Annotated in this window: 28 protein-coding genes and 1 pseudogene; 9 read left to right on the forward strand and 20 right to left on the reverse strand. The window is 68.2% G+C overall.

Annotated features, from left to right (window positions below; translation table 11 throughout):
• Positions 1-104: 104 nt before the first annotated feature.
• From BST17_RS21105 to BST17_RS21115, 3 genes are all read right to left on the reverse strand, one after another.
• Positions 105-602, reverse strand: coding sequence for a GAF domain-containing protein (locus tag BST17_RS21105; protein WP_083060858.1), 498 nt, complete (start codon positions 600-602; stop codon positions 105-107).
• 45 nt (positions 603-647) lie between these two features.
• Positions 648-1,403, reverse strand: a complete 756-nt coding sequence (locus tag BST17_RS21110; protein WP_234807764.1) for a DUF1206 domain-containing protein — start codon at positions 1,401-1,403, stop codon at positions 648-650.
• Positions 1,404-1,589: 186 nt separating this feature from the next.
• On the reverse strand, positions 1,590-2,069 hold the full coding sequence (locus tag BST17_RS21115) for an MSMEG_6728 family protein (protein ID WP_083060860.1): 480 nt from the start codon (positions 2,067-2,069) through the stop codon (positions 1,590-1,592).
• Between the two features lie 150 nt (positions 2,070-2,219).
• On the opposite strand from BST17_RS21115, the gene BST17_RS21120 reads away from it, so the two are divergent.
• The gene (locus tag BST17_RS21120; protein WP_083060861.1) at positions 2,220-3,038 is read left to right on the forward strand and encodes a DUF1206 domain-containing protein; all 819 of its coding nucleotides are present in this window, start codon (positions 2,220-2,222) and stop codon (positions 3,036-3,038) included.
• Positions 3,039-3,080: 42 nt separating this feature from the next.
• Positions 3,081-3,413, forward strand: a complete 333-nt coding sequence (locus tag BST17_RS21125) for a DUF1330 domain-containing protein (RefSeq protein ID WP_083060862.1) — start codon at positions 3,081-3,083, stop codon at positions 3,411-3,413.
• On the opposite strand, the gene BST17_RS21130 is transcribed toward BST17_RS21125, so the two are convergent.
• The gene (locus tag BST17_RS21130) at positions 3,410-3,775 is read right to left on the reverse strand and encodes a heme-binding protein (protein ID WP_083060863.1); all 366 of its coding nucleotides are present in this window, start codon (positions 3,773-3,775) and stop codon (positions 3,410-3,412) included. The two genes, BST17_RS21125 and BST17_RS21130, sit on opposite strands and share 4 nt — an antisense overlap.
• An 84-nt stretch (positions 3,776-3,859) precedes the next feature.
• Between BST17_RS21130 and BST17_RS21135 the strand changes: the two genes are divergently transcribed.
• The 5 genes and pseudogenes from BST17_RS21135 to BST17_RS29925 form a co-directional block, all read left to right on the forward strand.
• Positions 3,860-4,753, forward strand: a complete 894-nt coding sequence (locus BST17_RS21135) for a hypothetical protein (RefSeq protein ID WP_083060864.1) — start codon at positions 3,860-3,862, stop codon at positions 4,751-4,753.
• Between the two features lie 51 nt (positions 4,754-4,804).
• Positions 4,805-5,821: an iron ABC transporter substrate-binding protein gene (locus BST17_RS21140; RefSeq protein WP_083060865.1), complete on the forward strand. Its 1,017-nt coding sequence runs from the start codon at positions 4,805-4,807 to the stop codon at positions 5,819-5,821.
• A complete protein-coding gene (locus BST17_RS21145; RefSeq protein ID WP_083060866.1) occupies positions 5,822-7,378 on the forward strand; it encodes an ABC transporter permease in 1,557 nt (518 codons plus the stop codon).
• The gene (locus BST17_RS21150) at positions 7,375-8,427 is read left to right on the forward strand and encodes an ABC transporter ATP-binding protein (protein ID WP_083060867.1); all 1,053 of its coding nucleotides are present in this window, start codon (positions 7,375-7,377) and stop codon (positions 8,425-8,427) included. Before BST17_RS21145 ends, BST17_RS21150 begins: the two co-directional genes overlap by 4 nt.
• Positions 8,424-10,826: pseudogene (locus tag BST17_RS29925) on the forward strand (AMP-binding protein); the annotation flags it as partial. The gene BST17_RS21150 and the pseudogene BST17_RS29925, both read left to right, overlap by 4 nt.
• On the opposite strand, the gene BST17_RS21160 reads toward BST17_RS29925, so the two are convergent.
• The 3 genes from BST17_RS21160 to BST17_RS21170 are packed head-to-tail and all read right to left on the reverse strand — an operon-like array spanning position 10,808 to position 13,488.
• The gene (locus BST17_RS21160; protein ID WP_083060868.1) at positions 10,808-11,605 is read right to left on the reverse strand and encodes an acyl-CoA thioesterase; all 798 of its coding nucleotides are present in this window, start codon (positions 11,603-11,605) and stop codon (positions 10,808-10,810) included. The pseudogene BST17_RS29925 and the gene BST17_RS21160 sit on opposite strands and share 19 nt — an antisense overlap.
• On the reverse strand, positions 11,602-12,789 hold the full coding sequence (locus BST17_RS21165) for a CoA transferase (protein WP_207573690.1): 1,188 nt from the start codon (positions 12,787-12,789) through the stop codon (positions 11,602-11,604). The genes BST17_RS21160 and BST17_RS21165 overlap by 4 nt, the downstream gene beginning before the upstream one ends.
• 21 nt (positions 12,790-12,810) lie before the next feature.
• Positions 12,811-13,488: a hypothetical protein gene (locus BST17_RS21170; protein WP_083060870.1), complete on the reverse strand. Its 678-nt coding sequence runs from the start codon at positions 13,486-13,488 to the stop codon at positions 12,811-12,813.
• Between the two features lie 47 nt (positions 13,489-13,535).
• On the opposite strand from BST17_RS21170, the gene BST17_RS21175 reads away from it, so the two are divergent.
• Positions 13,536-14,231: a dienelactone hydrolase family protein gene (locus tag BST17_RS21175; RefSeq protein ID WP_083060871.1), complete on the forward strand. Its 696-nt coding sequence runs from the start codon at positions 13,536-13,538 to the stop codon at positions 14,229-14,231.
• A 25-nt stretch (positions 14,232-14,256) separates the two neighbouring features.
• Here BST17_RS21175 and BST17_RS21180 read toward each other — a convergent pair whose 3' ends face one another.
• The 5 genes from BST17_RS21180 to rplS all read right to left on the reverse strand — a co-directional run bounded on the left by BST17_RS21180 (position 14,257) and on the right by rplS (position 17,003).
• Positions 14,257-14,676: a nitroreductase family deazaflavin-dependent oxidoreductase gene (locus tag BST17_RS21180; protein ID WP_083060872.1), complete on the reverse strand. Its 420-nt coding sequence runs from the start codon at positions 14,674-14,676 to the stop codon at positions 14,257-14,259.
• A gap of 42 nt (positions 14,677-14,718) precedes the next feature.
• Positions 14,719-15,024 (reverse strand): DUF2469 domain-containing protein, encoded by a 306-nt coding sequence (locus BST17_RS21185; protein ID WP_019511324.1) that lies wholly within the window; start codon positions 15,022-15,024, stop codon positions 14,719-14,721.
• On the reverse strand, positions 15,021-15,755 hold the full coding sequence (locus BST17_RS21190; protein ID WP_083060873.1) for a ribonuclease HII: 735 nt from the start codon (positions 15,753-15,755) through the stop codon (positions 15,021-15,023). The genes BST17_RS21185 and BST17_RS21190 overlap by 4 nt, the downstream gene beginning before the upstream one ends.
• 11 nt (positions 15,756-15,766) lie before the next feature.
• The gene (lepB, locus tag BST17_RS21195) at positions 15,767-16,591 is read right to left on the reverse strand and encodes a signal peptidase I (protein ID WP_083060874.1); all 825 of its coding nucleotides are present in this window, start codon (positions 16,589-16,591) and stop codon (positions 15,767-15,769) included.
• Between the two features lie 70 nt (positions 16,592-16,661).
• Positions 16,662-17,003 (reverse strand): 50S ribosomal protein L19, encoded by a 342-nt coding sequence (rplS, locus tag BST17_RS21200; protein WP_083060875.1) that lies wholly within the window; start codon positions 17,001-17,003, stop codon positions 16,662-16,664.
• A 320-nt stretch (positions 17,004-17,323) separates the two neighbouring features.
• Here rplS and BST17_RS21205 point away from each other — a divergent pair, with 320 nt between their 5' ends.
• Positions 17,324-18,265, forward strand: a complete 942-nt coding sequence (locus BST17_RS21205; RefSeq protein ID WP_083060899.1) for a serine hydrolase — start codon at positions 17,324-17,326, stop codon at positions 18,263-18,265.
• 81 nt (positions 18,266-18,346) lie between these two features.
• Here BST17_RS21205 and trmD read toward each other — a convergent pair whose 3' ends face one another.
• The 8 genes from trmD to BST17_RS21245 all read right to left on the reverse strand — a co-directional run bounded on the left by trmD (position 18,347) and on the right by BST17_RS21245 (position 25,766).
• The gene (gene trmD, locus BST17_RS21210; protein WP_083060876.1) at positions 18,347-19,030 is read right to left on the reverse strand and encodes a tRNA (guanosine(37)-N1)-methyltransferase TrmD; all 684 of its coding nucleotides are present in this window, start codon (positions 19,028-19,030) and stop codon (positions 18,347-18,349) included.
• A 4-nt stretch (positions 19,031-19,034) separates the two neighbouring features.
• Entirely contained in the window at positions 19,035-19,562 is a 528-nt protein-coding gene (gene rimM / locus BST17_RS21215) for a ribosome maturation factor RimM (RefSeq protein WP_083060877.1), read from the reverse strand.
• A 4-nt stretch (positions 19,563-19,566) separates the two neighbouring features.
• Positions 19,567-19,809, reverse strand: a complete 243-nt coding sequence (locus tag BST17_RS21220; protein WP_003928628.1) for an RNA-binding protein — start codon at positions 19,807-19,809, stop codon at positions 19,567-19,569.
• Complete coding sequence (gene rpsP / locus BST17_RS21225; protein ID WP_083060878.1) at positions 19,806-20,258, reverse strand: 30S ribosomal protein S16; 453 nt, start codon at positions 20,256-20,258, stop codon at positions 19,806-19,808. Before rpsP ends, BST17_RS21220 begins: the two co-directional genes overlap by 4 nt.
• Before the next feature lie 246 nt (positions 20,259-20,504).
• Positions 20,505-20,924: a nuclear transport factor 2 family protein gene (locus BST17_RS21230; protein ID WP_083060879.1), complete on the reverse strand. Its 420-nt coding sequence runs from the start codon at positions 20,922-20,924 to the stop codon at positions 20,505-20,507.
• A 19-nt stretch (positions 20,925-20,943) separates the two neighbouring features.
• The gene (locus BST17_RS21235) at positions 20,944-22,185 is read right to left on the reverse strand and encodes an osmoprotectant NAGGN system M42 family peptidase (protein WP_207573688.1); all 1,242 of its coding nucleotides are present in this window, start codon (positions 22,183-22,185) and stop codon (positions 20,944-20,946) included.
• A 51-nt stretch (positions 22,186-22,236) separates the two neighbouring features.
• Complete coding sequence (gene ngg, locus BST17_RS21240; RefSeq protein WP_083060880.1) at positions 22,237-23,967, reverse strand: N-acetylglutaminylglutamine synthetase; 1,731 nt, start codon at positions 23,965-23,967, stop codon at positions 22,237-22,239.
• Complete coding sequence (locus BST17_RS21245; protein WP_083060881.1) at positions 23,964-25,766, reverse strand: N-acetylglutaminylglutamine amidotransferase; 1,803 nt, start codon at positions 25,764-25,766, stop codon at positions 23,964-23,966. Before BST17_RS21245 ends, ngg begins: the two co-directional genes overlap by 4 nt.
• Positions 25,767-25,863: the final 97 nt, after the last annotated feature.

The raw sequence follows: 25,863 nt of genomic DNA on the forward strand, positions 1-25,863 counted from the left end.
GACACACCGTCACCCCGGGCTCCGACAAACCCCCGGGCAGCGACGCCGAGGAACCCCGGTTATCCCCAGTCACCGGTTCATCCACACCGAGCGCGCGGACACCGTCAGCCCAGCGCGTCGCTGTCGGTGGCCACCACCTTCTCCACCTCGGCACGCACCCGCTCCAACTCGACACGCTCGGCATCGGTGTACTCACGCGCGGTGTCGTCGAGCACGCAGACGGTGCCCACCACCCGACCGGCGCCGTCATGCACCGCCACCCCGAGGTAGTTGTGCAGACCGAACTCCGTCTCGTCCTCATTGCCGGCGAAGGTCTCGTCGACTCTCGAATCCTGAACGTAGAGAACCTCATCGGTGTCCACGACGCGCTCGCAGTACAGCGGAATCCGGCCGGTGTCCGCACCGGCCTTCTGGCCGGCGGCGCCCACGGTGTAGTGCTTGGTCGCCTCACCGGCGGTGGCGGCAACCACCATGGAATCGGGATCCGACCGCATCACCAACACGGACTTGACACCGAGCCGGGCAGCAAGCTCCTCGAGCTGCGGGGCGATCCCCGACAGTGCCGGCGTGGAATCGGTCTGGAACGGATCAGCGGGGGTCATAGCCGCGATTATGGTCACGCCACTCGGGCCGCACAACCGTTGCACTCACATCCGCGAATATCTCGTCAGCGCAATGCTGTACAACCCGTACGCGGCAAAACCCACCGCCGCGGCCAGTAGGGTCGCCTGGCCGTATTGCGTCTGCCCGAGCGCCCGCACGGCGGCATCCAGACCTGTTGCCCGGGCCGGATCCTGCAGGAACGATGCCGCGATCACCGAGACCCCGGCTGCGAACAGCACGATGCCCTCCGCCACATGGCCGACCAGTCCCAGCACGGTCATCACCTGCCCACCCGGCATCGTCAGGTCACCCAAGAACTTGCGCGAAGCACCCTTGTAGACGAAGTAGCCGCCGAACACCGCGACCGCCACACCGATGGCAACGAGCACGGCTTTCCCGCTGCCGGTCTGCATCAGCCGGGCGCTCAGCCCCGCCGCCCGCTCACCGCCGTACCGGCCCACCCCGATCGCGAACTGCACCGCAGCACCGGCCAGGGCCAGATACGCGATGGCAAGTCCGAGTGCCTTGAGTCGATTGAGCAGCGGCGTATCCCGCATATGCGCATGAGCACTTTCGCCCGGGTGCAGACCGAGCACCACCTCGGCCAGCCGCCACATCGCCAGCGCGAACAGACCGAATGCCACCACCCACAACGACACCGAACCACCGCGCTGCCCGGCGAGTATCGCCAACGCTCCCGTCTGGTCGGCCTCGCCCCGGAAACCGAACGCGATACGCGCGATGATGTAGGCGATCAGGAGATGCAGGATTCCACTCACGGGGTATCCGATACGTGCAATCGTCTCGGCAGTACGGCTTTCGGTGGCCCTGTTCACCACACCCTTGAATGTCCGCCACCCGCGGGCGGATCGAACAGCGAGCACGCCGACGCGCCTCCATGGTGTCGAAAGAACTTTAAGAGCAACGGCCCCGGGCCACCGTATCGTCAGACAAGCCGCGGCTCGATCCGACATCCTGGCACCCAGCTAGACCGGGATCCGGCGCTCCCGATCCGAGGTCGGCCAGACATAGGGCAGGTCGTCGGGGACCCCGGGAAACAGCGGACCGTAATGCGGCGGATCCTTGCGCAGCAACGCCGATCGATGACTGCGGTGGAACAGTTCGTCACCCAGCCACGGCGGCAGCTCGCCGACGGCGCGCAACTCCGCCTGCGTACGCGCCGCTCCGATACCCGTCGCCTGCGTCAGATCCGCCACCATCGTCGCCGCGCAGGTGTCCCCGTGCCCCCGTTCGGACCAGGCCGCGCAGATGTCGAGCCCGTAGCGCACCACCGCCTCCTCGTAGCCGGCCCACATCGCGGCGGCGGGATGGCGGCGCCAGCCGTAACCGGGCACCGTCAACGCCCGCAGCACCTGGATGGTCTCCACACGCTGCTTGCCGAGCCGCTTCGCGTCGAGCACCAGCGCGCTCTCGGCGAACGACTCGTACGGCAGGAACGTCTGCATCAGGGGCGACTACCCCGGACGGCTGGGCGTCACACGCCGATGCCGCCCGCCCACGACGGCCCAGGCCCGAAGTCAGTCGGATCGGTTTCGCTCGCGTCAAAAAGGGGGTACCCGGGCCCATCGAATGCCGGCGGCCACGGGGAGAATGACATGAGTACCAGCGCGAGCCAGGTCCACGGAGCGGTGGACCGGGCCACCGACAGCGATGCCTTCCAGTACGGAGCACGCGCCGGCTTCGCGGCCAGCGGCGTACTGCATCTGCTGCTGGGCTACATCATCCTGCGGCTCGCGCTCGGCAGCGGCGGTAACGCCGATCAGTCGGGCGCGCTGGCGACCCTGGCCGCACAGACCGGCGGGCAGGTGATGTTGTGGGTTGCTGCGCTGGGTCTGTTCGCCCTGGGTTTGTGGCACCTGGCCGAAGCGGTGGTCGGCTCCAAACCCAGCGAACGCCGCGGTAACGACGACTCACCGGCCTGGAAACGCGCGAAGTCCGTCGGTCTCGCCGTGGCCAACATCGCGATCGCCCTCTCCGCGTTGCGGTTCGCGATGGGTGCCGGTCAATCCAGCGGCCAGCAGAATTCCGGGCTGTCGGCCCAGCTGATGCAGTCCGGGTGGGGCAAGGCGGTGCTGATCGTGGTCGGGCTCGGTGTGCTCGGTGTCGGCGGCTACCACGTCTACAAGGGCGTCTCCAAGAAATTCTTCAAGGACCTGCGGGTCTCGGGCGGCACCGGTATCACCGCCGTCGGCGTCGCGGGATACACCGCGAAGGGCCTCGTGCTGGCCGGCGCCGGGATCCTCGTGGTCGTCGCCACCCTGCAGGCCGATCCGGCCAAGGCCTCCGGGCTGGACGCGGCGGTCAAGACTCTGGGCCAGGCGCCGTTCGGCAAGTTCCTGTTGATCATCGCCGCGCTGGGCATCGCCGCATTCGGTGCGTACAGCTTCGTGCGCAGCCGCTACGGTCGCCTCTGATCGGCGCGCTACCGTGCTGGGACAGCCACCAGAGGGAGTCCCATGCCGGTCTACGCCCTCAACCTCTTCGACATCGCCGATGCCGACGAATATCTGCAGTACTCACGCCGCGCACCGGAGGCGATCGCCAAGCACGGCGGCACCGTCGTCGCGCTCGGCGGATTCCAGGAGTCCGTCGTCGGCGACATCGCCCCCCGGCAGGTCATGATCCTGGTGCTGTGGGAGTCGCGTGAAGGTTTCGACGCCTATAACGACGATCCCGATCTGGCCGACCTGCATCCGCACCGCGTCGACGGCACGACGAACTACGTGTGGCACCTGTTCGACCGTCTGGACGGTCTCGGGCCCCTGCTACGCGCGCACCGGAATGCCTAGCTGAGCGCGTCGATCAGCGCCGCCAACTGGCCGGGCGACACCGCCACGCCGCACGAGCGACGGAGGTCGATCAACGGCCGCGCGATGTTCTGCAAATCCAGGAACTCACCCGGGTGCGTCAGGAAGTAGCCCCGGATGGACTGCTCGGCCTCTGCGGTGGGCTGGTTGGCAGCCGCGGTCAACACATCATTGGCCGACGGGTGGGTGTCCAGATAGCCACCGGCCTGCGCCAGCACACCGCTGGCCACGGTGGCCAGGTTGCTCGCCGAGCAGGGCGGCGCGGCGGACGCTGCGGGCGCGGCCGAGACGGAGACGATGGACGCGGCGAGGCCGGCGAGCGCGAGCGTGGCAATCGGTTTCATCCCTCGATCCTGCGTGATCACCGGTGCCACCGCACGGTCTTGTCGCGAAATGGACATGTCGTACCCCGGCGCTACTGTCACGCCATGTCCACTCCCACCCCTGTTCTCCGGCCCGAAAACCCGGCGCCCACCGGGGCGTTCGACGATGACACCGCCATCGCGCTGGTCGCGGATTTCTGCGCCGAGCACGATGTGCACCACCGCACCGGCTACTCGGTGGTGCCGGATCTGGATCGCGCGCTGGCCATCGCATCGGTGATCGGCCCGGACCGTCGGTGGCCACGGATGGCGCGCTGGTCGGGTAACAGCGATATCGAGGGGGCGCCCGGCACGGTGCTACTGCGCGACGAACGCGATGTCCTCTACAACCAGTTCGTGGCCGGCATGCCCCATGCCGACTGGCTGCCGCCCAACACGGTGGTCTCGGCGGTCCGGTGGGCGCGCTTCTCGGCCCCGATGCGCCGAGCGGTGCAGGTCGGGCTGGGTTGGATCCTGCCGATCGCCGGTGAGGTACTCCTGGTCCCGATGCCGACCGTCCGGCGCGAACCGGGGCGCGCACAGCTGTTGCACTGCGCCACCGGTCGGCCTGCCATCGAATGGTCCGACGGCACCGGGCCGTACTACCTGCACGGGGTCGGTTTCGAGGAGGCGCTGTACCGAGCGGTCCTGACCGGCGATCTCCCGGTGCGCGCCATCGCGCGGCTGCGCGACAGCGATCAGCGCCCGATCGCCCTGCGCTACTTGTCCTTTGATAATGCGGCGGACGCGGGCGCGGTCAAGATCGAAGGCGATCTCTACCGGATGCCGCTCCCGCCACGGCTGGCACGCGATCGCCGCACCAGCCCGGGCCGGTGCCTGTACTTCCGGCGTCTCGGCGACAGCCGGTCCATCCAGTGGGTGGACCCCGGCACGGTCGACGAGGATCCGATCGCACTGACGCGGGCCGAATCGCAGGTGATGCCGCTGCGTTGCCTGTGAAAATGCCAGGAAGGCAAACCTTACCTAGGTCGGGGATGTAAGGATTGCCCGATGGGAATCCGTATGCGCCGCATCGCCGCGGTGCTGTCCGTCCTGGCCGTCGTGTCGGCGGGGACAGCATGCTCGTCGAGTGACCAGAGCGATGAACTGCTGATCTACAACGCACAGCACGAATCGCTCACCAAGGAATGGATCGACGCCTTTACCAAGGAGACCGGTATCAAGGTCACCTACCGGCAGGGCGGCGACACCGAACTGGGCAACCAGCTGATCGCCGAGGGCGACTCCTCCCCGGCCGATGTGTTCCTCACCGAGAACTCACCGGCCATGGCCGCCATCGAGGACGCCGGCCTGTTCGCCGACGTCGACGCCGCCACCGTCGAACAGGTGCCGACCCAGTACCGGCCGTCGACGAACAAGTGGACCGGCGTCGCCGCGCGCACCACGGTGTTCGTCTACAACACCGATCGGCTGCAGCTGGGTCAGCTGCCGCGCTCGATCATGGATCTGCAGCAGCCGGAGTGGAAGGGACGCTGGGGCGCGCCCCCGGCCAAGGCCGATTTCCAGGCCATCATCTCGGCGATGCTGCAGCTGACCGGCGAGCAGGCCACCTCGGCGTGGCTGACCGCCATGAAATCGAACGCGACGCTGCTGCAGGACAACATCGCCACCCTGCGCGCGGTCAACGACGGTGAGATCGACGGCGGGATCATCTACCACTACTACTGGTTCCGCGATCAGGCCAAGACCAAGGAGATCAGCGCCAACACCGCGTTGCACTACTTCCGCAACGAGGACCCGGGTGCCTTCATCAGCATCTCCGGCGGCGGCGTGCTGGAGTCCAGCAAGAAGAAGGACCAGGCCCAACAGTTCCTGAAGTTCATCACCTCCCGAGCCGGTCAGGAGGTGCTGGAGAAGGGCACCTCCTTCGAGTACCCGGTGGCCAGCGACGTCCCCGCCAACCCGGCGTTGCCGCCGCTGGACACCCTGCAGGCACCGGCGGTCGACCCGTCCACGCTCGACGCGGCCAAGGTCACCGACCTGATGACCAAGGCGGGCCTGCTCTAGGTGGTTTCCACGCAGACCGACCACCCGATCACCGGACCGCGTCCGCCCGCCCGGCCGGGTCCGTTGCTCACCGGCGGCATCGCCGTGCTGGTGGCCGCGACCTTCATCCCGCTGGGATATGTGGCATGGGCGGTCATCAGCACCGGCCCGGCCCGCATCTACGAGCTGGTGGTCCGGCCGCGGGTGGGCGAGCTGCTGCTCAACACCGTGGGGCTGGTGGTCGTGACCGTCCCTCTGTGTGTGGTGCTCGGCGTCGGCGCGGCCTGGCTGGTCGAGCGCACCGATGTGCCCGGTGCCGCGGCGTGGCGTCCGCTGCTGGTCGCTCCGCTGGCGGTGCCCGCCTTCATCAACAGCTACGCCTGGGTCAGCGTGTGGCCGACGCTGCACGGGTTCGGTGCCGGTGTGTTGGTGGCGACGCTGTCGTACTTCCCGTTCGTCTTCCTGCCTGCCGCCGCGACGCTGCGCCGGCTCGATCCCGCCATCGAGGAATCCGCCCAGGCGCTCGGGTCCGGGTCGCTCGGGGTGTTCTTCCGGGTGGTGCTGCCCCAGCTGCGGCTGGCGATCCTGGGCGGCGGGTTACTGATCGGGGTGCATCTGCTCGCCGAATACGGCGCCTTTGCGATGCTGCGGTTCTCCACGTTCACCACGGCGATCTTCGAACAGTTCCAGGCCACCTTCGACGGGGCGGCCGGCGCCACCCTGGCCGGCGTCCTCGTGCTGCTGTGCCTGGTGCTGCTGGCCTCCGAAGCCGTGTTGCGCGGCAGCGCGCGGTTCGCCAGGATCGGCTCCGGCGCACCGCGCGCGTCGACTCCGATCCGGTTGGGGCCGTGGACCCTGCCCGCGCTCGGCACCCTGGTGGCGTTGACGGTGCTGGCGTTGGGTGTGCCGGTGTGGACGCTGCTGCGGTGGCTGTGGATCGGCGGCGCGGCGGTGTGGGAGGCCGCCGATCTGACGCAGGCGCTCGGCCAGACCGCGGTCCTCGCCGCGGTGGCCGCCGCGGTGACGACGGTGGCCGCGTTCCCGTTCGCCTGGTTGGCGGTGCGCTATCGCGGTGCGTTCGCCCGCACCGTCGAAGGCGCCAACTTCGTCACCAGCTCGATGCCCGGCATCGTCACCGCGCTGGCTCTTGTCACCGTCGCCATCCAGTTCGCGCCCCCGCTCTATCAGACGGTCGCCCTGGTGCTGTGCGCGTACGTGCTGATGTTCCTGCCCCGCGCGCTGGTCAGTCTGCGCTCCGGGCTGGCCCAGATCCCGCCCGGACTCGAGGAGGCCTCCCGGTCCCTCGGCCTGTCGCCGACCCGTAGTTTCCTGCGGGTGACGCTGCGCCTCACCGCGCCCGCCGCCGGGGCCGGTGCGGCGCTGGTGTTCGTCGCGGTCGCCACCGAACTGACCGCCACGCTGTTACTGGCTCCCACCGGCACCCGCACGCTGGCCATGAGGTTCTGGTCGCTGTCGAGCGAGCTGGACTACGCCGCGGCCGCACCGTACGCGCTGGTGCTGGTGGCGCTGTCCATCCCGGTGACGGTGGCGTTGTTCCGGGAGGTCACCCGATCATGACCGACACCCTGACAGTGCGCGGATTGTCCAAATCCTTCACCGGCGAACCGGTTCTCGATCATGTCGACCTGGCCCTGCCCGCGGGCAGCATCACCGCCGTGGTCGGCGCCTCCGGGTGCGGCAAGACGACCCTGCTGCGATTGGTCGCCGGGTTCGAGAAACCCGATACGGGCACGATCGAGATCGCGGGGCGCCAGGTGGCGTCGGCGCAGACATCGTTGGCACCGCACCGCCGCTCGGTGGGCTATGTCGCCCAGGACGGTGCGCTGTTCCCCCATCTGAGCGTGGGGGCCAACATCGCCTACGGGTTGACCGGCCGCCCACGCAGCGCCGCGGTCCGCGACCGTGTCACCGAACTACTCGACACCGTCTCGCTGGACCCGTCTTTCGCCGATCGCCGCCCGCACGAGCTGTCCGGTGGTCAGCAGCAGCGCGTCGCCCTTGCCCGCGCGATGGCCCGCAAGCCCGCCCTGATGTTGCTCGACGAGCCGTTCTCGGCATTGGACACCGGTCTGCGCGCCGCGACGCGCCGCGCCGTCACCAGGGTGCTCACCGAGGCCGGGGTGACCACCCTGCTGGTGACCCACGACCAGGGCGAGGCGCTGTCGGTCGCCGATCAGGTCGCGGTCATGCGTGCCGGCCGGTTCACCGGAGTCGGTACGCCACAACAGGTGTACCGCACCCCGAAGGACCGTTTCACCGCCGAGTTCCTCGGCGATTGCGTGTTCCTGCCCGGCACGGTGCGCAACGGTGCCGTCGATTCCGCGCTCGGCCGGATACCGCTGGCCATTCCGAGCACCGAAGGCCCCGGCACCGTCCTGCTGCGGCCCGAGCAGTTGATCGCCACCGAGATCGCCGACGCAGGACCGCAGTCCGAGCCCGGGATCGGCACGGTGCTGGCCACCGAGTTCCTCGGGCACGACGTTTTGCTCACCATCGACATCGGAGACGCGGCGCCGATCACGGTGCGCCAGCACAGCATCGACCCGCCCGCCGTCGACGCCAAGGTGCGGATCACCATTCTCGGGCGCGCCCTGATCGTGCCATGAAAGACCTGATCGCCCAGCTACGCCGCCACGGCGACCGCGCCGCCGTCCACACTGCCGACACCACCCTGACGTATCGGGCGCTGGCGCACCTCGTGGACGCCGCGGCCGTCGAGCTCGGCAGCACCCGCAAGCTGGTCATGCTGGAGACCCGCAACGACATCGCAACGCTCACCTACTACCTCGGCGCACTGGCAGCCGGACATGTGGTGTTGCCGGTCCCGCCCGGCGGGGATCACTCCGACCTGCTCGACGGCTACCGCCCCGACATCGTCATCGACGCCGCCGGTGCGCACCCGCGGCGCGGCTCGCGACACCCGCTGCACCCCGACCTCGCGCTGCTGCTGTCCACCTCCGGCAGCACCGGCTCCCCCAAGCTGGTCCGGCTGTCGAAGGCCAATCTGCTGGCCAATGCGCAGTCCATCGCCGAGTACCTCGACATCCGCGATACCGACTGCGCCGCAACGACACTGCCGATGTCCTATTGTTATGGCCTGTCGGTCATCCACAGCAATCTGCTGCGTGGGGCGGCATTGATCCTGACCGATCTGTCGGTCATCGACGAAGAATTCTGGACGCTGTTCCGCACCCACCGCGGGACGACGTTCGCCGGGGTGCCCTACACCTTCGATCTGCTCGACGGGATCGGGTTCGACTCGATGGACCTGCCGCACCTGCGCTATGTCACCCAGGCCGGTGGCGCGCTGGCTCCCCAGCGGGTACGCGCGTTCGCCGAGTTGGGCCGTCGACGCGGCTGGGCGCTCTTCGTGATGTACGGGGCGACCGAGGCCACTGCCCGGATGGCCTATCTGCCACCCGAACTCGCGATCGACCGCCCCGGGGCCATCGGTCTGCCGATCCCCGGCGGCCGGCTACGCATCGACGCGCCCGAGGACGGCGAGGTCGGCGAACTCGTCTACACCGGGCCCAATGTGATGATGGGCTACGCCCATTACCGCACCGACCTGGCCGCCGGACCGGACACCTCCGAGTTGCGTACCGGAGATCTCGCCCGCCGCGCTCCGGACGGGCTGTTCGAGGTGGTGGGCCGGGCCGACCGGTTCGCCAAGTTGTTCGGCCTGCGCATCGACCTGCAGCGGGTGGAATCCGGGTTGGGTGAGCGCGGTCTGGCCGCGTTGTGCACCACGGCGCAGGACAGCCTGGTCGTCGCCACCACCGCGGCAGCCGCCACGGTGCGTGAAGCCGTCACCGAGATCACCGGGCTGCCGGCCGGGTCGGTGCATGTGGTCGCCGTCGACAGGTTGCCGATGCGGGCCTCCGGCAAGCCGGACTATCCGGCGGTCCGGGCGCTGTATCCCGGTCACCGCGCCGTCGGCGGGCTGCGGGGCATCTTCGCCGACGTGTTGCACCTGGACCCCGATGACATCGATGCCCGGGCCAGCTTCGTCGACCTGGGCGGCAACTCGCTGACCTACGTGTCGATGTCGGTGCGCATCGAACGGGCGTTGGGACGTCTGCCGCGGCACTGGCCGCAGATGTCGCTGGCCGAACTCGAGGCGTTGGTACCGCAGCGCCGGCGATGGACGGCCACCCTGGACACCAGCGTCGCGCTGCGCGCGGTGGCGATCGTGCTGATCGTCGGCTCCCATGCCGGACTGTTCGAGATGTGGGGCGGGGCGCACATACTGCTCGGTGTCGCCGGCTACAACTTCGGCCGGTTCTGTCTGACGGGCATCCCCCGCGGCGACCGGATCCGCCAGCTGCGCAACACCATCGGGTGGATCGCGATACCCGCCGCAATCTGGGTGGCGATCACCATGACCTTCAGCGATGACTACGAGTGGACGAATCTGCTGCTGGCCAACAAGCTGCTGGGGCCGTTCGACAGCATGACCGCCGGCCGGTTGTGGTTCATCGAAGTCCTGGTGTGGATTCTGGTGCTACTGACCTGCCTGCTCTGGGTGCCCGCCGCCGACCGGTTCGAACGCCACCATGAATTCGCCGTCGCCGCAGCATTTCTGGCCGCCGGGTTGGCGGTGCGCTACACCATCACCGGAGAAGCCGCCTGGTTCAGCATGGCGGCGTTCTGGTTCTTCGCCGTCGGCTGGGCGGTGTCCAAGTCCGCGTCGACGTGGCAACGGGCAGTGCTCACCCTGGCCGTCGGTGTCGGCCTGTACGGCTATTTCGCCGATCCGCTCCGCGAGTTGCTGGTGTTCGGCGGGCTGGCGCTGCTGATCTGGCTCCCCTCGATCCGGTGTCCGGTACCGGCGACGAGTCTGTTGGCGGTGCTCGCCGACGCCTCGCTCTACATTTATCTGACGCATTTCCAGGTGTATCCGCTCTTCGGCGAACACCGGCTGGCCGGCGTCCTGGCTGCGCTGGCGGCCGGGGTCCTGCTGGCCCAGCTGATCCGTCGGCTCCGTCAGCGATTGGCCGCCAGACCCTCCTGGACCATGGTGGCGGCAATGACGCCGTCGGCACGCAGCAGCGAGGCGGTGACCACACCGCGCCCGGAGGCGGCCGCCGGGGACCGGGACTCCAGCAGATTCCACTGATCGGCGTGGATGCGCCGGTGGAACCACATCGACGAATCGGTGGTACCACCGCGGTGGACGCGATCCTGCATGGAGTGCCCGTGCACCGCAAAGATCGGATCGATCCCGTAGAGATCGGTGATGTACACCGCGACCAGCGTGTGCAGCACCGGATCATCGGGCAGCGCGACGGTGGTACGCCACCAGAACCGCCGCACGAACTGTTCGCCGGTGTCCCGATCATCGACGCGGATGTCGAACTCCTGCAGCGGCACCGACGGCGACGGGCCAAGGGTACGAGCTAAATCGAGGGTGTCGGGATGGGGCGAGGGCGCCTCATGGGCGCCGTGCTCGGGTCCGACCATGGGAGCCGAGAACGACACCGTCGCGGTGTTGAGCAACCGGTCGCCCTGGCGTCCCTCGACCCGCCGTGCCGCGGCGGTCCGCCCGTCATAGACCCGGTCGACGCGGTAGTCGGCGCCCTCGCCGGCTTCACCACCGCGCAGGAACTGCACGTGCAGATTGGTGGGTCGTTTGTCGCTGTCGACCGTCGCGACCGCCGCGGCCAGGCTCTGGGCGGCGAACAACCCGCCGAATGACCGCTTGCCGGCGGGTCCGGCGCCCGGCCCGTGCCAGCTGTCGGCACCGGTCGGCCGCAATGTCAGCAGGTCCAGCAGCACACTCACGCAACGACACCGGATCCGAACAGACCGTCGATCTGTTCACCGGACAGGCCCAGAGTCTGCAGCACCTGCGCCGTGTGGTCGCCCAGCGCGGGTGCCGCCACGGCGGGCGGGTATCCACCATCGATCGAGATCGGCAGGCCGGGCGCGAGATGCCGGCCGATCCGCGGTTGATCCAACGTATTGAACAGCGGGTTCTGGGTGACCCGGGGATCGGCGGCCATCTCGGCGAAAGTCCGGTACCGGTCCCACAGCACCGACGTCTGCGACAACGCGGCGGTGATCTGCTCGGCGGTGCGTTCGGTGAACCACAGGGTGAACAGCCCGGTCAGGGCGTCCCGGTGGCGGTAACGCTGGCCCTCGTCGGTGAAGTCCGCGCCGAGCGCGTCGCCGAGGGCGGCCACCGCCGCGGTGGTGCCGGTCAGTTCGGTCAGGTCACGGAAATGCCTGCCCGTCAACGCCACCAGCATGAACACCACCCCGTCGCTGCTGGTGAAATTCTGTCCGTACTGGCCGTAGAGCGAGTTGCCGATACGCGGACGGTCACGTCCGCCGAGCATCACCTCGGTGAGGAAGCTGAGGTTGCCCGCCGTGGCCAGCGCGACGTTCTCCAATGGGATGGCGATCCGCGCTCCGGCTCCGGTGTTCTCGCGAGCCCGGACCGCCGTGACCACGGCCAGGGCCGCATACAGCCCGCACGACACATCCCAGGCCGGCAACACGTGGTTGACCGGGGTGGACAGATTGGCCGGCCCGGTGACCATCGGAAAGCCGACCGCGGCGTTGACGGTGTAGTCGACCCCGGTGCTGCCGTCCGCGCGTCCGGAGATCTCGACGTGGATCAGGTCGCGACGCAGCGCCGCCAGTTCGTCATAGGAATGCCATTGCCGCCCGGCGACATTGGTGATCAGGATGCCGGCGTCGGTGATCAGCCGCCGGATCAGCTCCTGCCCCTGCTCGGAGCGCATATCGACGGCGACGGACTGCTTGCCCTTGTTCAGGCCGGCCCAGTAGATGCTGTCGCCGTCATCGGTGACCGGCCAGCGCCGGTAGTCCGCGGCCCCGCCGACGGGATCGACGCGGATCACCTCGGCGCCCAGCTGCGCCAGTGTCATCCCGGCCAGCGGAACCGCCACGAAGCTGGATATCTCGATGATGCGCACCCCCGACAGGGGCCCCTGCGCCACGCCAGTCACCCGGTCAAGCTATCAACCCCGGATCAGCACAGCGCGGTCCCGGTTGGCGGTGATCAGCACACCCCGGCCGTTGTCGATCACCACGCCGCGCACCCAGCGTGAGCACGGTGTCGCACCGTCGAAGATTTCGGAGGTGACCTCCTCGGCCAGTACCGAGCGACCGTTGTCGGTGAACAGGTAGCGGTACCGGGTCTCCGTTTCACCCTGCCCCAGGTCCTCGGATTCGATGTCGAGTTCGACATCCTGGGGTTTGGCGATGCCCAGCGCGCTGAGCACTCCCTCGGGGGAGAGCGTGTCGAGCTCGATCTCCGTGGTCGTCTCCGGAGCCAGGCGCACATGGTCCGGGCGCTCGGAGTCGGCCAGGAACCGCACCAGTCGCCAGCCGTCGTCGACTCCGCGCAGGGCGATGCGCTGCGCGCCCGGCAGGAGTTCGGCGACCAGCAACGATTCGTCGACGTAGAGTGCCGTCGCGCCATCCACGGCACCCAGCTCGGCCGCCGCCCGTCGCAGGCCCGACAGGTCCCACGGCCGCACCTTGCCGCCGAGGTCGTCCGTCGTCAGCGCCCGGACAGCGGCCGCCACGGCGGTGCGGATCGGACCCTTGTTGCAGCGCAGCGGGACCTCCCCCGCGTCGCGCATGCCGCGCAGCGCGGAGATCACCTCGGGGGCCAGCTCGACGGTGTCAGGCACGAGACGAGAGGTTACGGGGTGCCGGCCCGGCGACTAGGTTGGCGGTCATGACGACGATCACGCTCGACACCCCCGGCGGCCCCATCGACGCCCTCGTCGACATCCCGACCGGGGCCGGGCCCTGGCCGGGCGTGGTGATCGTGCACGACGCGATCGGCTACCAGCCGGACAAGGAGGCGGTTTCCGAACGCGTCGCCGCGGCCGGATACCTGGCCATCACCCCGAATCTCTACGCCCGCGGCGGCCGGGCCCGCTGTATCACCAAGGTCATGCGGGCGGCGCTGACCCGCCAGGGGCCGGCCATCGAGGACATCCTGGCCGCCCGCGAATACCTCACCGGGCGCGACGACTGCACCGGCAGCGTCGGGATAGCCGGGTTCTGCATGGGAGGTCAGTTCGCGCTCATCTTGTCCCCCAAGGGTTTCGGCGCTGCCGCCCCGTTCTACGGGACACCGCTGCCCAAGAATCTGGAGGACACCCTGCGCGGGGCCTGCCCCATCGTGGCGAGCTTCGGAGCGAAAGACCCGCTGGGCCGCGGCGCCCCGGCAAAGCTCAACAAGGCCGTTGCCGCCGAGCAGATCGCGGCGGATGTCAAGGTCTATCCGGACGCCGGGCACAGTTTCGCCAATCAGCTTCCCGCCCAGGGCCTGATGCGGGTCACCGGCTTCGGTTACAACGAGGCCGTCGCCGAGGACGCCTGGGAGCGGGTGTTCGCGTTCTTTCAGACGCATCTGCGAAACTAATTCCGCGACAACGCCCTTCAGCGAATCATGCCCGTACCAGCTCCACCACCGGGATGACCCGGCTGGTCTTGCGCTGATAGTCACCGAACTGCGGTTCGACCTCGACCTGCTTGGCGTAGATCTCGTCCCGTTCGGCACCTTCGAGCACCCGGGCCGACGCCTGGTAGGTCTCGGTGCCCAACTCCACGGTGATCTGCGGGTGGGCCACCAGGTTGCGGTACCAGTCCGGATCGGTGTCCGCGCCGCCTTTGCTGGCGAAGATGTAGACCCTGCCGTCGTCGAGCAACGGCACCAGCGGCGCGATCCGTTCGGTGCCCGACTTCGCACCGATATGGTGCACGAGCACCAGTGGCTTACCGGTGAAGACGCCGCCGGCCTTGCCGCCGGTGGTGCGGAACTCCTCGATCACGGCCTGGTTCATCGCATCGAAGTCTGCTTTTTCCATGTCAGGTACATACCCGAGCGGCCGGACGCATATTCCCGGGGCTCAGTCGGGCAGCCGCAGCTCGGGCTTTTCGACCTCTTCGATGTTGACGTCCTTGAACGTGATCACCCGGACCTGCTTGACGAAGCGCGCCGGGCGGTACATGTCCCACACCCAGGCATCGGCGAGCCGCAGCTCGAAGTAGACCTCGCCGTCGGCGTTACGGGGCACCATCTCGACGCTGTTGGCCAGATAGAAACGTCGTTCGGTCTCCACCACATAGCTGAACTGCCCGACGATGTCCTTGTACTCGCGGTACAGCGAGAGCTCCATCTCGGTTTCGTACTTTTCGAGATCCTCGGCACTCATCTGCTCTGCTGTCCTTCGTCTAGGTTGTGCTCCATCATTCCCCACACGGCGTCACCATCAAAGCTGTGCGCTGTCGTGCCCAGGCCCGCGACTCGCCGCACGTTCGCAAATGAGTACCGGTGTTCCGCGCACGGCCCCAGCGCCTCCAACGCGGCCGTGTGCACCGGTGTGCTGTACCCCTTGTGCTCGGCGAAGCCGTAGCCGGGGTGCTCACCATCCATGGCGACCATCAGGCGGTCGCGGCTGACCTTGGCCAACACGCTGGCCGCGGCGATACAGGCCGCCGCGGCATCCCCACCGATCACCGGCAGCGAGGGCATCGGCAGTCCGGGGACGCGGAAGCCGTCGGAGAGCACATAGCCCGGCCGCACCGGCAGTCCCGCCACCGCCCGCCGCATGCCCTCGATGTTGGCGTGATGGACCCCGCGCCGGTCGACATCGACCGACGGTATGAAGACGACGTGATAGGCCAGCGCATACCGGCGGATCAGTGGGTACAGCCGCTCCCGTTCGGCCTCGTTCAGCTTCTTCGAATCATCAAGCGCGGCAAGGCTGTTGAGCCGGTTGGGGCCGAGCACACAGGCCGCCACCACCAGCGGGCCGGCACACGCCCCGCGGCCGACCTCGTCGACCCCGGCGACGGGGCCGAGACCGCTGCGGTAGAGGGCCGATTCCAGCGTGCGCAGGCCGGACCTGCGGATCACGGTTCTGGGCGGCCAGCTTGCCGGCAAGACAGCGACTCCTAGTCGGCGGCCTGCGGGGCCGTCTGCGGATTCACGCTGTCCACGCCACCCCAGCGACCGGGCGGCCACGCGATGAACCGGGCCTTGCCGATGACGTTGTCGACCGGGATGGTGCCCGCCTCCGGATCACCGGTGCAGATCAAGCCGCGCTGGGCGTCCTGCGGCAGGTTCGAGCATCGCGACCGCGAATCCGCGGAGTGCGTACGGTTGTCGCCCATCACCCACAGCTTGCCCTCGGGCACCGTGACCGGGCCGAATTCGTTGCCCAGACACGGGTACACCTCGGTGTCGGCGTTCATGGTGGTCGGGTCGAGATAGGGCTCGTTGAGCTTCTTGCCGTCGACGGTGAGACCGGTGGCCGCACGGCATTGCACGGTCTGACCGCCGACCGCGATGACGCGCTTGACCAGATCATTCTCATCGGGCGGGACGAAGCCGACGAACGACAGCGCATTCTGCACCCAGCGGATCGCAGTGTTGTCCGATCGGATCGACTTGTAGCCGATGTTCCAATTGGGCGGACCCTTGAACACGACGACATCGCCCGGCTCGGGCTCGGTGAACCGATAGGTGAGCTTGTCGACCATGATCCGGTCGCCCACGCAGCCCGGGCAGCCGTGCAGCGTCGGCTGCATCGACTCCGACGGGATCAGGTACGGACGGGCCACGAAGGTCAGCATCACGTAGTAGAGCACCAGCGCGATGGTGACCAGGATGGCGCCTTCACGCAGCGCGCCGCCCTTTTTCTTCGGCTTCGGCTGCTCGTCACCGTCGGTGTCGGCGCCCGGAGCGGGCTGGGCGATGTCCTCGGCGTCGTCGGTCACGGCATCAGGGTAGCCAGCGCGGCTGTGAGCCGGACCGGCAGGCGTGTCGGGATGACCACACGGGTCAGCGTCAGCGCTTTTCCTTGATCTTGGCCTTCTTGCCACGCAGCTCGCGCAGGTAGTACAGCTTGGCGCGACGGACGTCACCGCGGGTGGCGACATCGATGTGATCGATGTTGGGCGAGTGCACCGGGAAGGTCCGCTCGACGCCGACGCCGTAGCTTTCCTTGCGCACGGTGAAGGTCTCGCGGATACCGCCACCCTGGCGACGGATCACGACGCCCTTGAAGACCTGGATGCGCTCCTTGGAACCCTCGATGACCTTGACGTGCACGTTGACGGTGTCGCCGGGGCCGAATGCCGGGATGTCGTCGCGCAGCGACGCCTGGTCGACGAAGTCAAGCGTGTTCATCGGTGACTCTTCCTTGCTGTGGGCGGCTCTTCGCGGGCGGCGTTGTGGTCACGCAGCCGAGCCGACGTATTCGGGCGGATCTGACTTGGTGTGCCGGGCAGCAGAGAAGGACCCTGCGCAGGCAACTGCTCAATTGTGCCAGACAAGGCGCAGCAGGCGAAATCGCGCCCGATCCGGTCGGCCGAACACGCCCCCGCCGGGTCCGCGGCCGCGGCGGATGCGGATTAGGCTACCCGGGACCGGGGTAGAGGACTCGTCATCGTGGCCGGGACCTCCCCCGCCCCACCAGTCGTGTCGGACCAGTGATCTCGGAGGATTGCATGCCGCGGCCGTCGAACGCTCTGCAGATGGCCCTGGCCGCGGCGTGTGCGACAACTCTGCTCGCGGGATGCGAGGCCCGCGGCTACAGCGCGCCGCCGGCCTCGCCGGCCGCACCGCAGCTCACCGTCGTCGCACCGCTGGCCACCTCTGCCCCACTGCCGGAGGCACCGCCCCATCAGCCGGCCGCCACCTTCGACGGCATACAGGGCCGCGTGAACAAGGCCAGTGCCGACGCCGCCGCGGCCGGCGCCGACCTCACCGTCGCAATCCTGGACCGCAATACCGGTCAGGTAATCACCAACGGTGTGCCGGACACGGTGGCCATCGCCTCGGTGGTCAAACTCTTCATCGCCGACGACCTGTTGTTGCAGGAGGCCCGCGGCGAGACCGAACTGAGCCCCGAGGACCGGGTCATGCTCGATGTGATGCTGCGGTCCTCGGATGACAGTGCGGCCGAGGTGTTCTGGAATCGCAGCGGCGGCAGCGACATCATCGACCGTGTCGTCGACCGCTACGGGTTGACCTCGACCAGGGCGCCCGGCAACGGCCGGTGGTTCAACACCATCAGTACGGTCACCGATCTGGTGCGCTACTACGACGAGCTGTTGGCCGGCACCGGTGGGCTGCCGCCGGAACGCGCCAGCATCATCATGGCCAACCTGTCGCAGTCCACCCCCACCGCGCCCGACGGCATGGTGCCCGGCGGGGTGTACCCGCAGCGGTTCGGCATTCCCGAGGGGGTGCCCGCCGAACCGGTCGCGGTCAAGCAGGGCTGGATGTGCTGTGTGGGCGCCGACTGGATGCACCTGTCGACCGGGGTGATCGGCCCGGACCGGCGGTTCGTGATGGCGATCAGCTCGATGCAGGCCACCGGCGCCGATGAGGCCCGTCGCACGATCACCGAGGCGGTGCAGACGATCTTCCCGGGCGGACACCTCTAGGGCTCAGGCTTGCCCGTCGCTTCACTCGCGCCCAGCAATTCCCCCGTCGCTTCGCTCGCCCCCAGCAATTCCCCCGTCGCTTCACTCGCGCCCCAGCAAATCCGGCCTGCGCTCGCGCGTGCGCTGCACCGACTGCTCGTGACGCCAGGCGGCGATCTTCGCGTGATCGCCCGAGAGCAACACCGACGGGACTTCCAGCTCACGCCAGACCGGCGGCCGGGTGTAGCTCGGGCCCTCCAGCAGGCCGTCGGAGTGCGAGTCCTCGCGATGAGACGCGGGATTGCCGAGGACATCGGGTATCAGCCGGACAACGGCCTCGATCATGACCAGCGCGGCGGATTCACCACCGGCCAACACGTAGTCGCCGATGGAGACCTCCTCCACCCGCATCCGCCGTGCCGCGTCATCGGCCACGCGCTGATCAATACCCTCATAGCGGCCGCAGGCAAACACCAGGTGGTTCTCGACGCTCCACCGCTGCGCGGTCGCCTGCGTGAACGGCCTGCCCGCCGGGGTGGGTACCACCAGCAAAGAATCCGGTGTGCAGACCTCATCGAGGGCCGCACCCCAGACCGGGGCCTTCATCACCATGCCGGGACCGCCGCCGTAGGGCGAGTCATCGACCGACCGGTGCACATCGTGGGTCCAGCGCCGTAGATCGTGCACCCCGAGTTCGAGAATTCCGGCCGCAATTGCCTTGCCCGGCAACGCTTGTTGCAGCGCGTCCAGGTACGCGGGAAAAATCGTGATGACGTCCAGCCGCATGTCGCTACAGATCTTCGATGTTGAGCAGACCGTCGGGCGGATCGATGTCGACCGTTCCGTCGGCCAGCGAGACCGCGGTGACGATGGCGCTGACGAACGGCACCAGCACCTCGGCACCCTCGGGAGTCTTGACCGACAGCAGCTCCCCGGCCGTGGTGTGCAGCACCTCGGTCACGGTGCCGACGGCGGTCCCGTCGACGGTCCGCACGGCCAGGCCCTCGAGCTGGTGGTCGTAGAACTCGTCGGGGTCCTCGATGGGCGGCAGGTCGGCGGACTCCACCACGAAAAGGGTGCCGCGCAGATCATCGGCGGCGTTGCGGTCGGAGACGCCGGTCAACCGCACCAGCAGTCGACCGGCGTGCTCACGCACCGTTTCGATGACATAGGCCCGCTCCGGGCCACCGCGCGGTTTGCGTCCGCGCAGCGCCGCACCCGGGGCAAAGCGTCGCGCCGGATCATCGGTGCGGACCTCCACGACGATCTCACCGGTGACACCATGTGCCTTGGCGACCCGCCCGATGACCAGCTCCATGACGCTACTGGTCGGTGTCCACCACGTCGACGCGGATGCCGCGGCCACCGATCCCGGCGACCAGCGTGCGCAGTGCGGTCGCCGTGCGACCGCCGCGCCCGATGACCTTGCCCAGGTCATCGGGGTGCACGTGCACCTCGACGGTGCGTCCGCGCCGGTTGGTGACCATGTCGACGCGGACATCGTCGGGGTTGTCGACGATCCCGCGCACCAGGTGCTCTACGGCGTCGACGACGACGGAGCTCATTCGGCGGCGGGCTCTTCGGCGGGAGCCTCAGCCGCGTCGGCAGCCGCCTCGTCGGCCTTCGGGGCCTTCTTCTTCTTCTGGGTCACGGCCTGGCCGGCGGGCGCATCATCGGCGGCGGCCAGCGCGGCGTTGAAGAGATCCAGCTTCGACGGCTTGGGCTCCTTGACCTTCAGGGTGCCCTCAGCGCCCGGCAGGCCCTTGAACTTCTGCCAGTCGCCGGTGATCTTCAGCAGCGCCAGGACGGGCTCGGTGGGCTGGGCGCCGACGCCCAGCCAGTACTGCGCACGCTCGGAGTCGATCTCGATCAGGCTCGGCTCTTCCTTCGGGTGGTAGCGGCCGATGACCTCGATGGAGCGGCCGTCGCGGCGGTTACGCGCGTCGGCGACGGCGATGCGGTACTGGGGATTGCGGATCTTGCCCAACCGGGTGAGCTTGATTTTGACAGCCATGAATCACTCCTGTGCTTGCCACGCTGCAATGCGGCGATCTCCGGCGGGATGCCGGGATCCGGTTTTGCCTTACGTGTGTGACCGCCGCGCGGCGCATCTAACGAGTCGCGTACGGACAGCCGATCATTGTGCCAGAACGGCCGGGGCGTGCCCAAATCCCGCCGCACTCTGCGCCAGTGACCGTGTCCGTACACCGACACGCCGTACCCGATGACACTTTGGGGTCGCTCGCAGCGTCGATCCGGCTCAGACGACCCGGTCGAAGCACTTCTCCTCGACGCGCTTGGTCATCCGCCAGCCATCGGCGGTGCGGATGAACTCGTCGTCGTACCAGAGCCCACAGAACAGCACCTGGGCGTCGTCACCGCCCAGCACCATCGGGTTGAAGCAGAGCGTGCGCGCGGTCGCGGTGTCACCGGTGGTGCGGACGTCGAAGTTGCCCAGCATGTGCGCATACGCCGGGAAGTTCGGCAGCACCTGAGCCAGCCAGGCCTTCACCTCCGGGTAATGGCCGTCGATGCCGCCCATGGCCCGGTAGTCGATATAGGCGTCGACGGTGAACACCTGGTCGAGGTCGTCGAACCGGCGCGCGTCGATCGCCGTCGAGTACGCCACCAGGAGCTGCTGGATTTCGAGGCGGTCGGAGATCTCTTCGATGCTCAGCACGCTCCGATTGAACCATCCGTCACTGCTGGCCGGCGGGACCTTCCGAAGGAGGCCAGTGCTCCCCCGACCATTCGCCGGGTTCGGTGTGGTCACCGCGCGACAGTGGCACCCACTGCTCGGTCGGCGCCGGCTGCTTCGAGGACGGGAAGTCGCGCAGCTTGCCGGTGGGATGGGCGTCCCACTTGGCGAACGTCAATGGGGTCTGCAGCCAGGCGAACAGCAGGTTGTACACGCCTTCCAGCGAGTCGATGTGGGTGCGCTCCCAGCCGTGGCTGCCGTCCAGCCCGAAACCGACCAGGGCTGCCCGGGTGTTGGCACCGGCCTCGATGGCGGCTGCCGCATCGGAGCGGTAGTAGCGGAAAACGTCACGCGCATGCGGGATCTGGCGTTCCTCGGCGAGCCTGCACAGCTTGCGCGTGAGGTGATAGTCGAACGGGCCGTGCAGGTCGGCCATCGGGATGGTGACACCGTCTTCGAGGGAGTGCTGCCCGGGGGCACACACCGCGTTGTCGACCGAGACCAGTTCGGCGACATCGGGGTCCAGCCCGTGGCTGGCGCCGTGGCCGACCTCCTCGGTGATGGTCACCATGATGGTGGTCTTGTGCGGCAGCACGATCTGCTGTTCGGCGACGGTCTTGGCCAGCGCCAGCGCGACGGCGACCCCGGCCTTGCCGTCGAGGTGTCGCGAGACGATGTAACCGTCGGCGGTCAGCTCCGGTGCGGCGATGAGTGCGACGAAGTCACCGACGTGGAAGCCGAGGCGCTCCAGGTCGGCGCGGCTGGTCACCTTCCGGTCGATACGCACCTCGACGTGCTCCCACTCGGTGGGCTGGGTGTCGATCTCGTCGCCGAACGCATGTCCAGATGCCTTGAGCGGCATGACCGTTCCGGTGAAGAACTCGTCGGCGTCATCGGTGAAGATGCGCACCCGCGCGCCGGTGGCGAAACGCGCCGAGAACGTGCCGACCGGGATCAGCTCCAGGCGGCCGTTGTCCTTGAGGTCGCGGACCATGCAGCCGATGGTGTCGGCGTGCACCACCACCGCGCGATCGGTGGTGGCGGATTCGCCGGGCAGCACCGCGGTGAGCGCGCCCCGGCGGGTGAGGGTGAACGGCACCCCGATCTCGGTGAGCGTGTCGCCGATGAGCTGCATCACCGCGTCGGTGCGACCTGACGGACTGGGTGTCTGCAGCAGCCCCAGCAGCGTGTCGATCATCCACGCCCTGGTCTCTTCCGGCATCACCGCACGTTCGGACACCATGCCTCCTTCTCAAGCATCGTTTGCGGGGCGGCGACGCGCCCCGGGCCACACCTAACCCTGATCGACAGGGTCGGGCTGCCAGGCCCAGGGCGTCGCCGCGGTCCGGGGAAAGAGTAGATCCACGAACGCCTGCGCCGTCGGGCGCGGTTCGTGGTTGGCCAGACCCGGACGCTCGTTGGCCTCGATGAAAACGTACTCCTCGCCCTCCACGGACGGCACCATCAGGTCGATCCCGGTCACCGGAATGCCGATGGCGTCGGCGGCTCCCACCGCGACCCTGGCCAGCAGCGGGTTCAGGTCGTCGGTCACGTCGACGATGGTGCCACCGGTGTGCAGATTGGCGGTGCGCCGCACAACCAGGTGCTCGTTGGCCGGCAACACATCGTCCATGTCCCAACCGGCGTCGCGCACGGTGTCCTCGGTGACCGAGTCCAGCGGGATGCGGGATTCACCCTGGGTGGCCGCGGCCCGCCGGCGGCTCTGCGCCTCGATGAGCGCGCGCACGGTGTGCTTACCGGTGCCGATGATCTCCGGGGGTCGACGCACCGCCGCGGCGATCACCTTTCCGTTGATCACGACGATGCGCAGATCCTCACCCGCGCAGCGCTCCTCGATCAGGACATCGGGACAATGCTTGCTGGCCACCTGCAGCGCCCGGTCCAGTTCGTCGTGCTTGGTGACGCCGACGGTGATACCGGCACCCTGCTCACCACGGGCCGGCTTCACGACCACCGAGCCGACCTCGGCGAGGAACCGATGGTCCTCGTCGCCGAAGGTAGCCGTCATGCCCTGCGGCACAATGATTCCGGCCTCCGCAACGACCTTTCGGGCGATACGCTTGTCGTCACAGCGGCTCATCGCCACCGCATTCGTGAGCTCCGAGAGCGATTCGCGGGTGGTGACCGTGGTGCCGCCGTGGGTCAGCTGCAGGTAGCCACCCTGGGCATCGAGGACCTGAACCGCGATACCGCGCAGAATGGCCTCGTCGGCGATGATGCGCGCGTACGGATTCAGCTGGTCGAGCTCCTCTTCGGGTTGCGCAGGCGCGAACAGCTTCTCGTTGATCGCGTTCTTGCGCTTGACGCCGAGTTCGGGGACGCGCTTGAACCCCATTCGCTCGTAGAGCGCGATGGCACCCTCGTTGTCGTGCAGGACCGACAGGTCCATCTGTGACCGCCCGCGCGCGATGAACTCCTCGACCAGCGACCGCACCAGCAATCCCCCGGCCCCCGGCCGGCACAGGGTGGGGCTGACCGCCAGGCACCACAGGCTCGACCCGTTCTCCGGGTCGTCGAACAGTTGCGCGTGGTCGATGCCGGTGACGGTGCCGACCACGGCACCGGTGTGCTCGTCGACGGCGACCAGATAGATCATGTGCTCTTCGGCCTGGCTGTTGTGCCACATCAGGTCCAGGTCGGCGGGCACCATGCGGCACTGCAGATAGATCTCGTTGATGGCCGCGCAGTCGGCCATCGACTCCACCGGGCGGACGGTCACGCCGGCCAGGTCGGCCGGCCGGTAGGCCAACGGGGTGGTGAGGTCGAGCCGGTAGGTGAAGCTCGGGTCGATGAAGAATTCCTGCGGATTCAGCGCGACGAAGACGTGCGGGGCCTCCAGATACATCCCGATATCGCGGCGACCACTGGCCTCGGCGCGCAACGCGGTGCCGAGTTCGCCCGGATCATCGAAGGTCTGTCCGAAGACCAGGCGGCCCCAGCCGAGGTCCTGCACAACCTCTTTCCGTGAGACATTGCAGGGCGGGGTCGCCTCCTGATGGGTCATGCCGTTCCTACCCCATCCACGTGGTGCGCCAGCCAGAGTTCCAGCAGCCCGAGCTGCCAGAGTGGATTACCCCGAAGCGGGGTGTGGTAACCGTTCGGATCGGCCAGCAGGCGATCGACCTCGGCCGGGTTGAACAACCCGCGGGTCTTGGCGCCCTCGCTGTGCAACGCGTCGCGGACCAGATCCAGGTACGGCCCGGACAGGTGCTTGAGCGCGGGCACCGGGAAGTATCCCTTGGGCCGGTCGATCACCTCGTGCGGGATGACCTTGCGCGCGGCCTCCTTGAGCACACCCTTGCCGTCGTAGGCGGTCTTCAGGTGCGGTGGGCAGGTGGCGGCGAGTTCGACGAGCTCGTGGTCGAGGAACGGCACCCGGCCCTCCAGTCCCCACGCCATGGTCATGTTGTCGACCCGCTTGACCGGGTCATCGACCAGCATCACGGTGGTGTCCAGCCGCAGCGCCCGGTCGGTGGCGGTTGCGGCCCCCGGCGATGCGAAATGCCGGTGCACGTAATCGCCGGCGATGTCGGTGTCCAGGCGCCATTCCGGCTGCAGCAGGGTGTTCAACGCGTCGTGATCGCGGTCGAAGAAGGCCTGCCGGTAGCTGGCCAGCGCGGCGGCCGGATCGCCGTCGGGCGCGTGCGCCATCGGCGGGTACCAGTGATAGCCGGCGAAGATCTCATCGGCGCCCTGACCGGACTGCACCACCTTGACGTGCTTGCTGACCTCTTGGGACAGCAGGTAGAAGGCCACGCAGTCGTGGCTCATCATCGGCTCGCTCATGGCGCCGATGGTTCCGCCCAGGGCGGGCAGCATCCGGGCGGTGTCGATGCGGATCTGATGGTGGTCGGTGCCGTAGTGGCGGGCGATGATGTCGGAGTATTTGAACTCGTCGCCCTCTTCACCGCCGGCCGCCTCGAAACCGATGGAGAAGGTCGCCAATCCGTGCTGGCCGGCCTCGGCGAGCAGACCGACGATCAGGCTGGAGTCCAGCCCGCCCGAAAGCAGGCAGCCGACCGGCACGTCGGCGACCAGTCGTCGCTCGACGGCGGTCCGCAGCGAGGCCAGGATGGCCTCTTCCCATTCGGTGTCCGACCAGTCGGCCCGTTCGGCCGAGCGTTCGAAAACCGGCTCCCAGTAGGTGTGTTGGGTGCGGCTGCCGTCCGGCTCGATGCGCATGAGGGTGCCCGGGGGCAGTTTCTTGACCCCGCGCAGGATGGTGTGCGGCGCGGGCACCACGGAGTGGAAGCTCAAATAGTGGTGCAGCGCAACCGGATCGATCTCGGTGTCGACACCACCGGCGGACACCAGGGCCGGCAACGACGAGGCGAAGCGCAGCGCGTCGTCCACCTCGGTGTAGTACAGCGGCTTGATGCCGAGCCGGTCGCGGGCCAGCAGCACCCGACCGCTGTCGACCTCGGTGACGGCGAAGGCGAACATGCCGTACAGGTGGTCCACGACCTTCTCGCCCCACTCGCGATATCCCTTGAGCACGACCTCGGTATCGCTGTGCGAGAAGAACCGGTAACCCTTGCCCAGCAGCTCCTGGCGTAGCTGCGGGTAGTTGTAGATGCAGCCGTTGAAGGCCACGGTCAGGCCGAGTTCGGGGTCGTGCATGGGCTGCTGTCCGTGACTGGACAGATCGATAATCGCCAATCGGCGATGCCCGAGGGCGATACCGCCCTGCGACCAGAAGCCTCCGCTGTCGGGGCCCCGCGGCACCATGGTTTCCGCCATCTTCGCAATGGCTCCGAGATCTGCCGACCGGCCGCGAGCAACCTCGCCGGCGATGCCGCACATTGTTTTCGTCCCCCTCGATGGTTGAAGGCCACTCTGGTTCGCGCTGGTCCTAAGTTACCGGTGAGGTGCCCTTCCAAACCTCTGGGTGCGAAAGGTA

The sequence above is a fragment of the Mycolicibacterium bacteremicum genome (assembly GCF_002086115.1).
Taxonomy (GTDB): Bacteria; Actinomycetota; Actinomycetes; order Mycobacteriales; family Mycobacteriaceae; genus Mycobacterium; species Mycobacterium bacteremicum.

Bases quoted from the DNA above. Each gene is read 5' to 3' on its own strand.
- BST17_RS21105 (WP_083060858.1), bottom strand. From the start codon at position 602: ATGACCCCCGCTGATCCGTTCCAGACCGATTCCACGCCGGCACTGTCG.
- BST17_RS21115 (WP_083060860.1), bottom strand. From the start codon at position 2,069: ATGCAGACGTTCCTGCCGTACGAGTCGTTCGCCGAGAGCGCGCTGGTG.
- BST17_RS21120 (WP_083060861.1), top strand. From the start codon at position 2,220: ATGAGTACCAGCGCGAGCCAGGTCCACGGAGCGGTGGACCGGGCCACC.
- BST17_RS21125 (WP_083060862.1), top strand. From the start codon at position 3,081: ATGCCGGTCTACGCCCTCAACCTCTTCGACATCGCCGATGCCGACGAA.
- BST17_RS21130 (WP_083060863.1), bottom strand. From the start codon at position 3,775: ATGAAACCGATTGCCACGCTCGCGCTCGCCGGCCTCGCCGCGTCCATC.
- BST17_RS21135 (WP_083060864.1), top strand. From the start codon at position 3,860: ATGTCCACTCCCACCCCTGTTCTCCGGCCCGAAAACCCGGCGCCCACC.
- BST17_RS21140 (WP_083060865.1), top strand. From the start codon at position 4,805: ATGGGAATCCGTATGCGCCGCATCGCCGCGGTGCTGTCCGTCCTGGCC.
- BST17_RS21150 (WP_083060867.1), top strand. From the start codon at position 7,375: ATGACCGACACCCTGACAGTGCGCGGATTGTCCAAATCCTTCACCGGC.
- BST17_RS21175 (WP_083060871.1), top strand. From the start codon at position 13,536: ATGACGACGATCACGCTCGACACCCCCGGCGGCCCCATCGACGCCCTC.
- BST17_RS21180 (WP_083060872.1), bottom strand. From the start codon at position 14,676: ATGGAAAAAGCAGACTTCGATGCGATGAACCAGGCCGTGATCGAGGAG.
- BST17_RS21185 (WP_019511324.1), bottom strand. From the start codon at position 15,024: ATGAGTGCCGAGGATCTCGAAAAGTACGAAACCGAGATGGAGCTCTCG.
- rplS (WP_083060875.1), bottom strand. From the start codon at position 17,003: ATGAACACGCTTGACTTCGTCGACCAGGCGTCGCTGCGCGACGACATC.
- BST17_RS21205 (WP_083060899.1), top strand. From the start codon at position 17,324: ATGCCGCGGCCGTCGAACGCTCTGCAGATGGCCCTGGCCGCGGCGTGT.
- trmD (WP_083060876.1), bottom strand. From the start codon at position 19,030: ATGCGGCTGGACGTCATCACGATTTTTCCCGCGTACCTGGACGCGCTG.
- rimM (WP_083060877.1), bottom strand. From the start codon at position 19,562: ATGGAGCTGGTCATCGGGCGGGTCGCCAAGGCACATGGTGTCACCGGT.
- BST17_RS21220 (WP_003928628.1), bottom strand. From the start codon at position 19,809: ATGAGCTCCGTCGTCGTCGACGCCGTAGAGCACCTGGTGCGCGGGATC.
- rpsP (WP_083060878.1), bottom strand. From the start codon at position 20,258: ATGGCTGTCAAAATCAAGCTCACCCGGTTGGGCAAGATCCGCAATCCC.
- BST17_RS21235 (WP_207573688.1), bottom strand. From the start codon at position 22,185: ATGGTGTCCGAACGTGCGGTGATGCCGGAAGAGACCAGGGCGTGGATG.
- ngg (WP_083060880.1), bottom strand. From the start codon at position 23,967: ATGACCCATCAGGAGGCGACCCCGCCCTGCAATGTCTCACGGAAAGAG.
- BST17_RS21245 (WP_083060881.1), bottom strand. From the start codon at position 25,766: ATGTGCGGCATCGCCGGCGAGGTTGCTCGCGGCCGGTCGGCAGATCTC.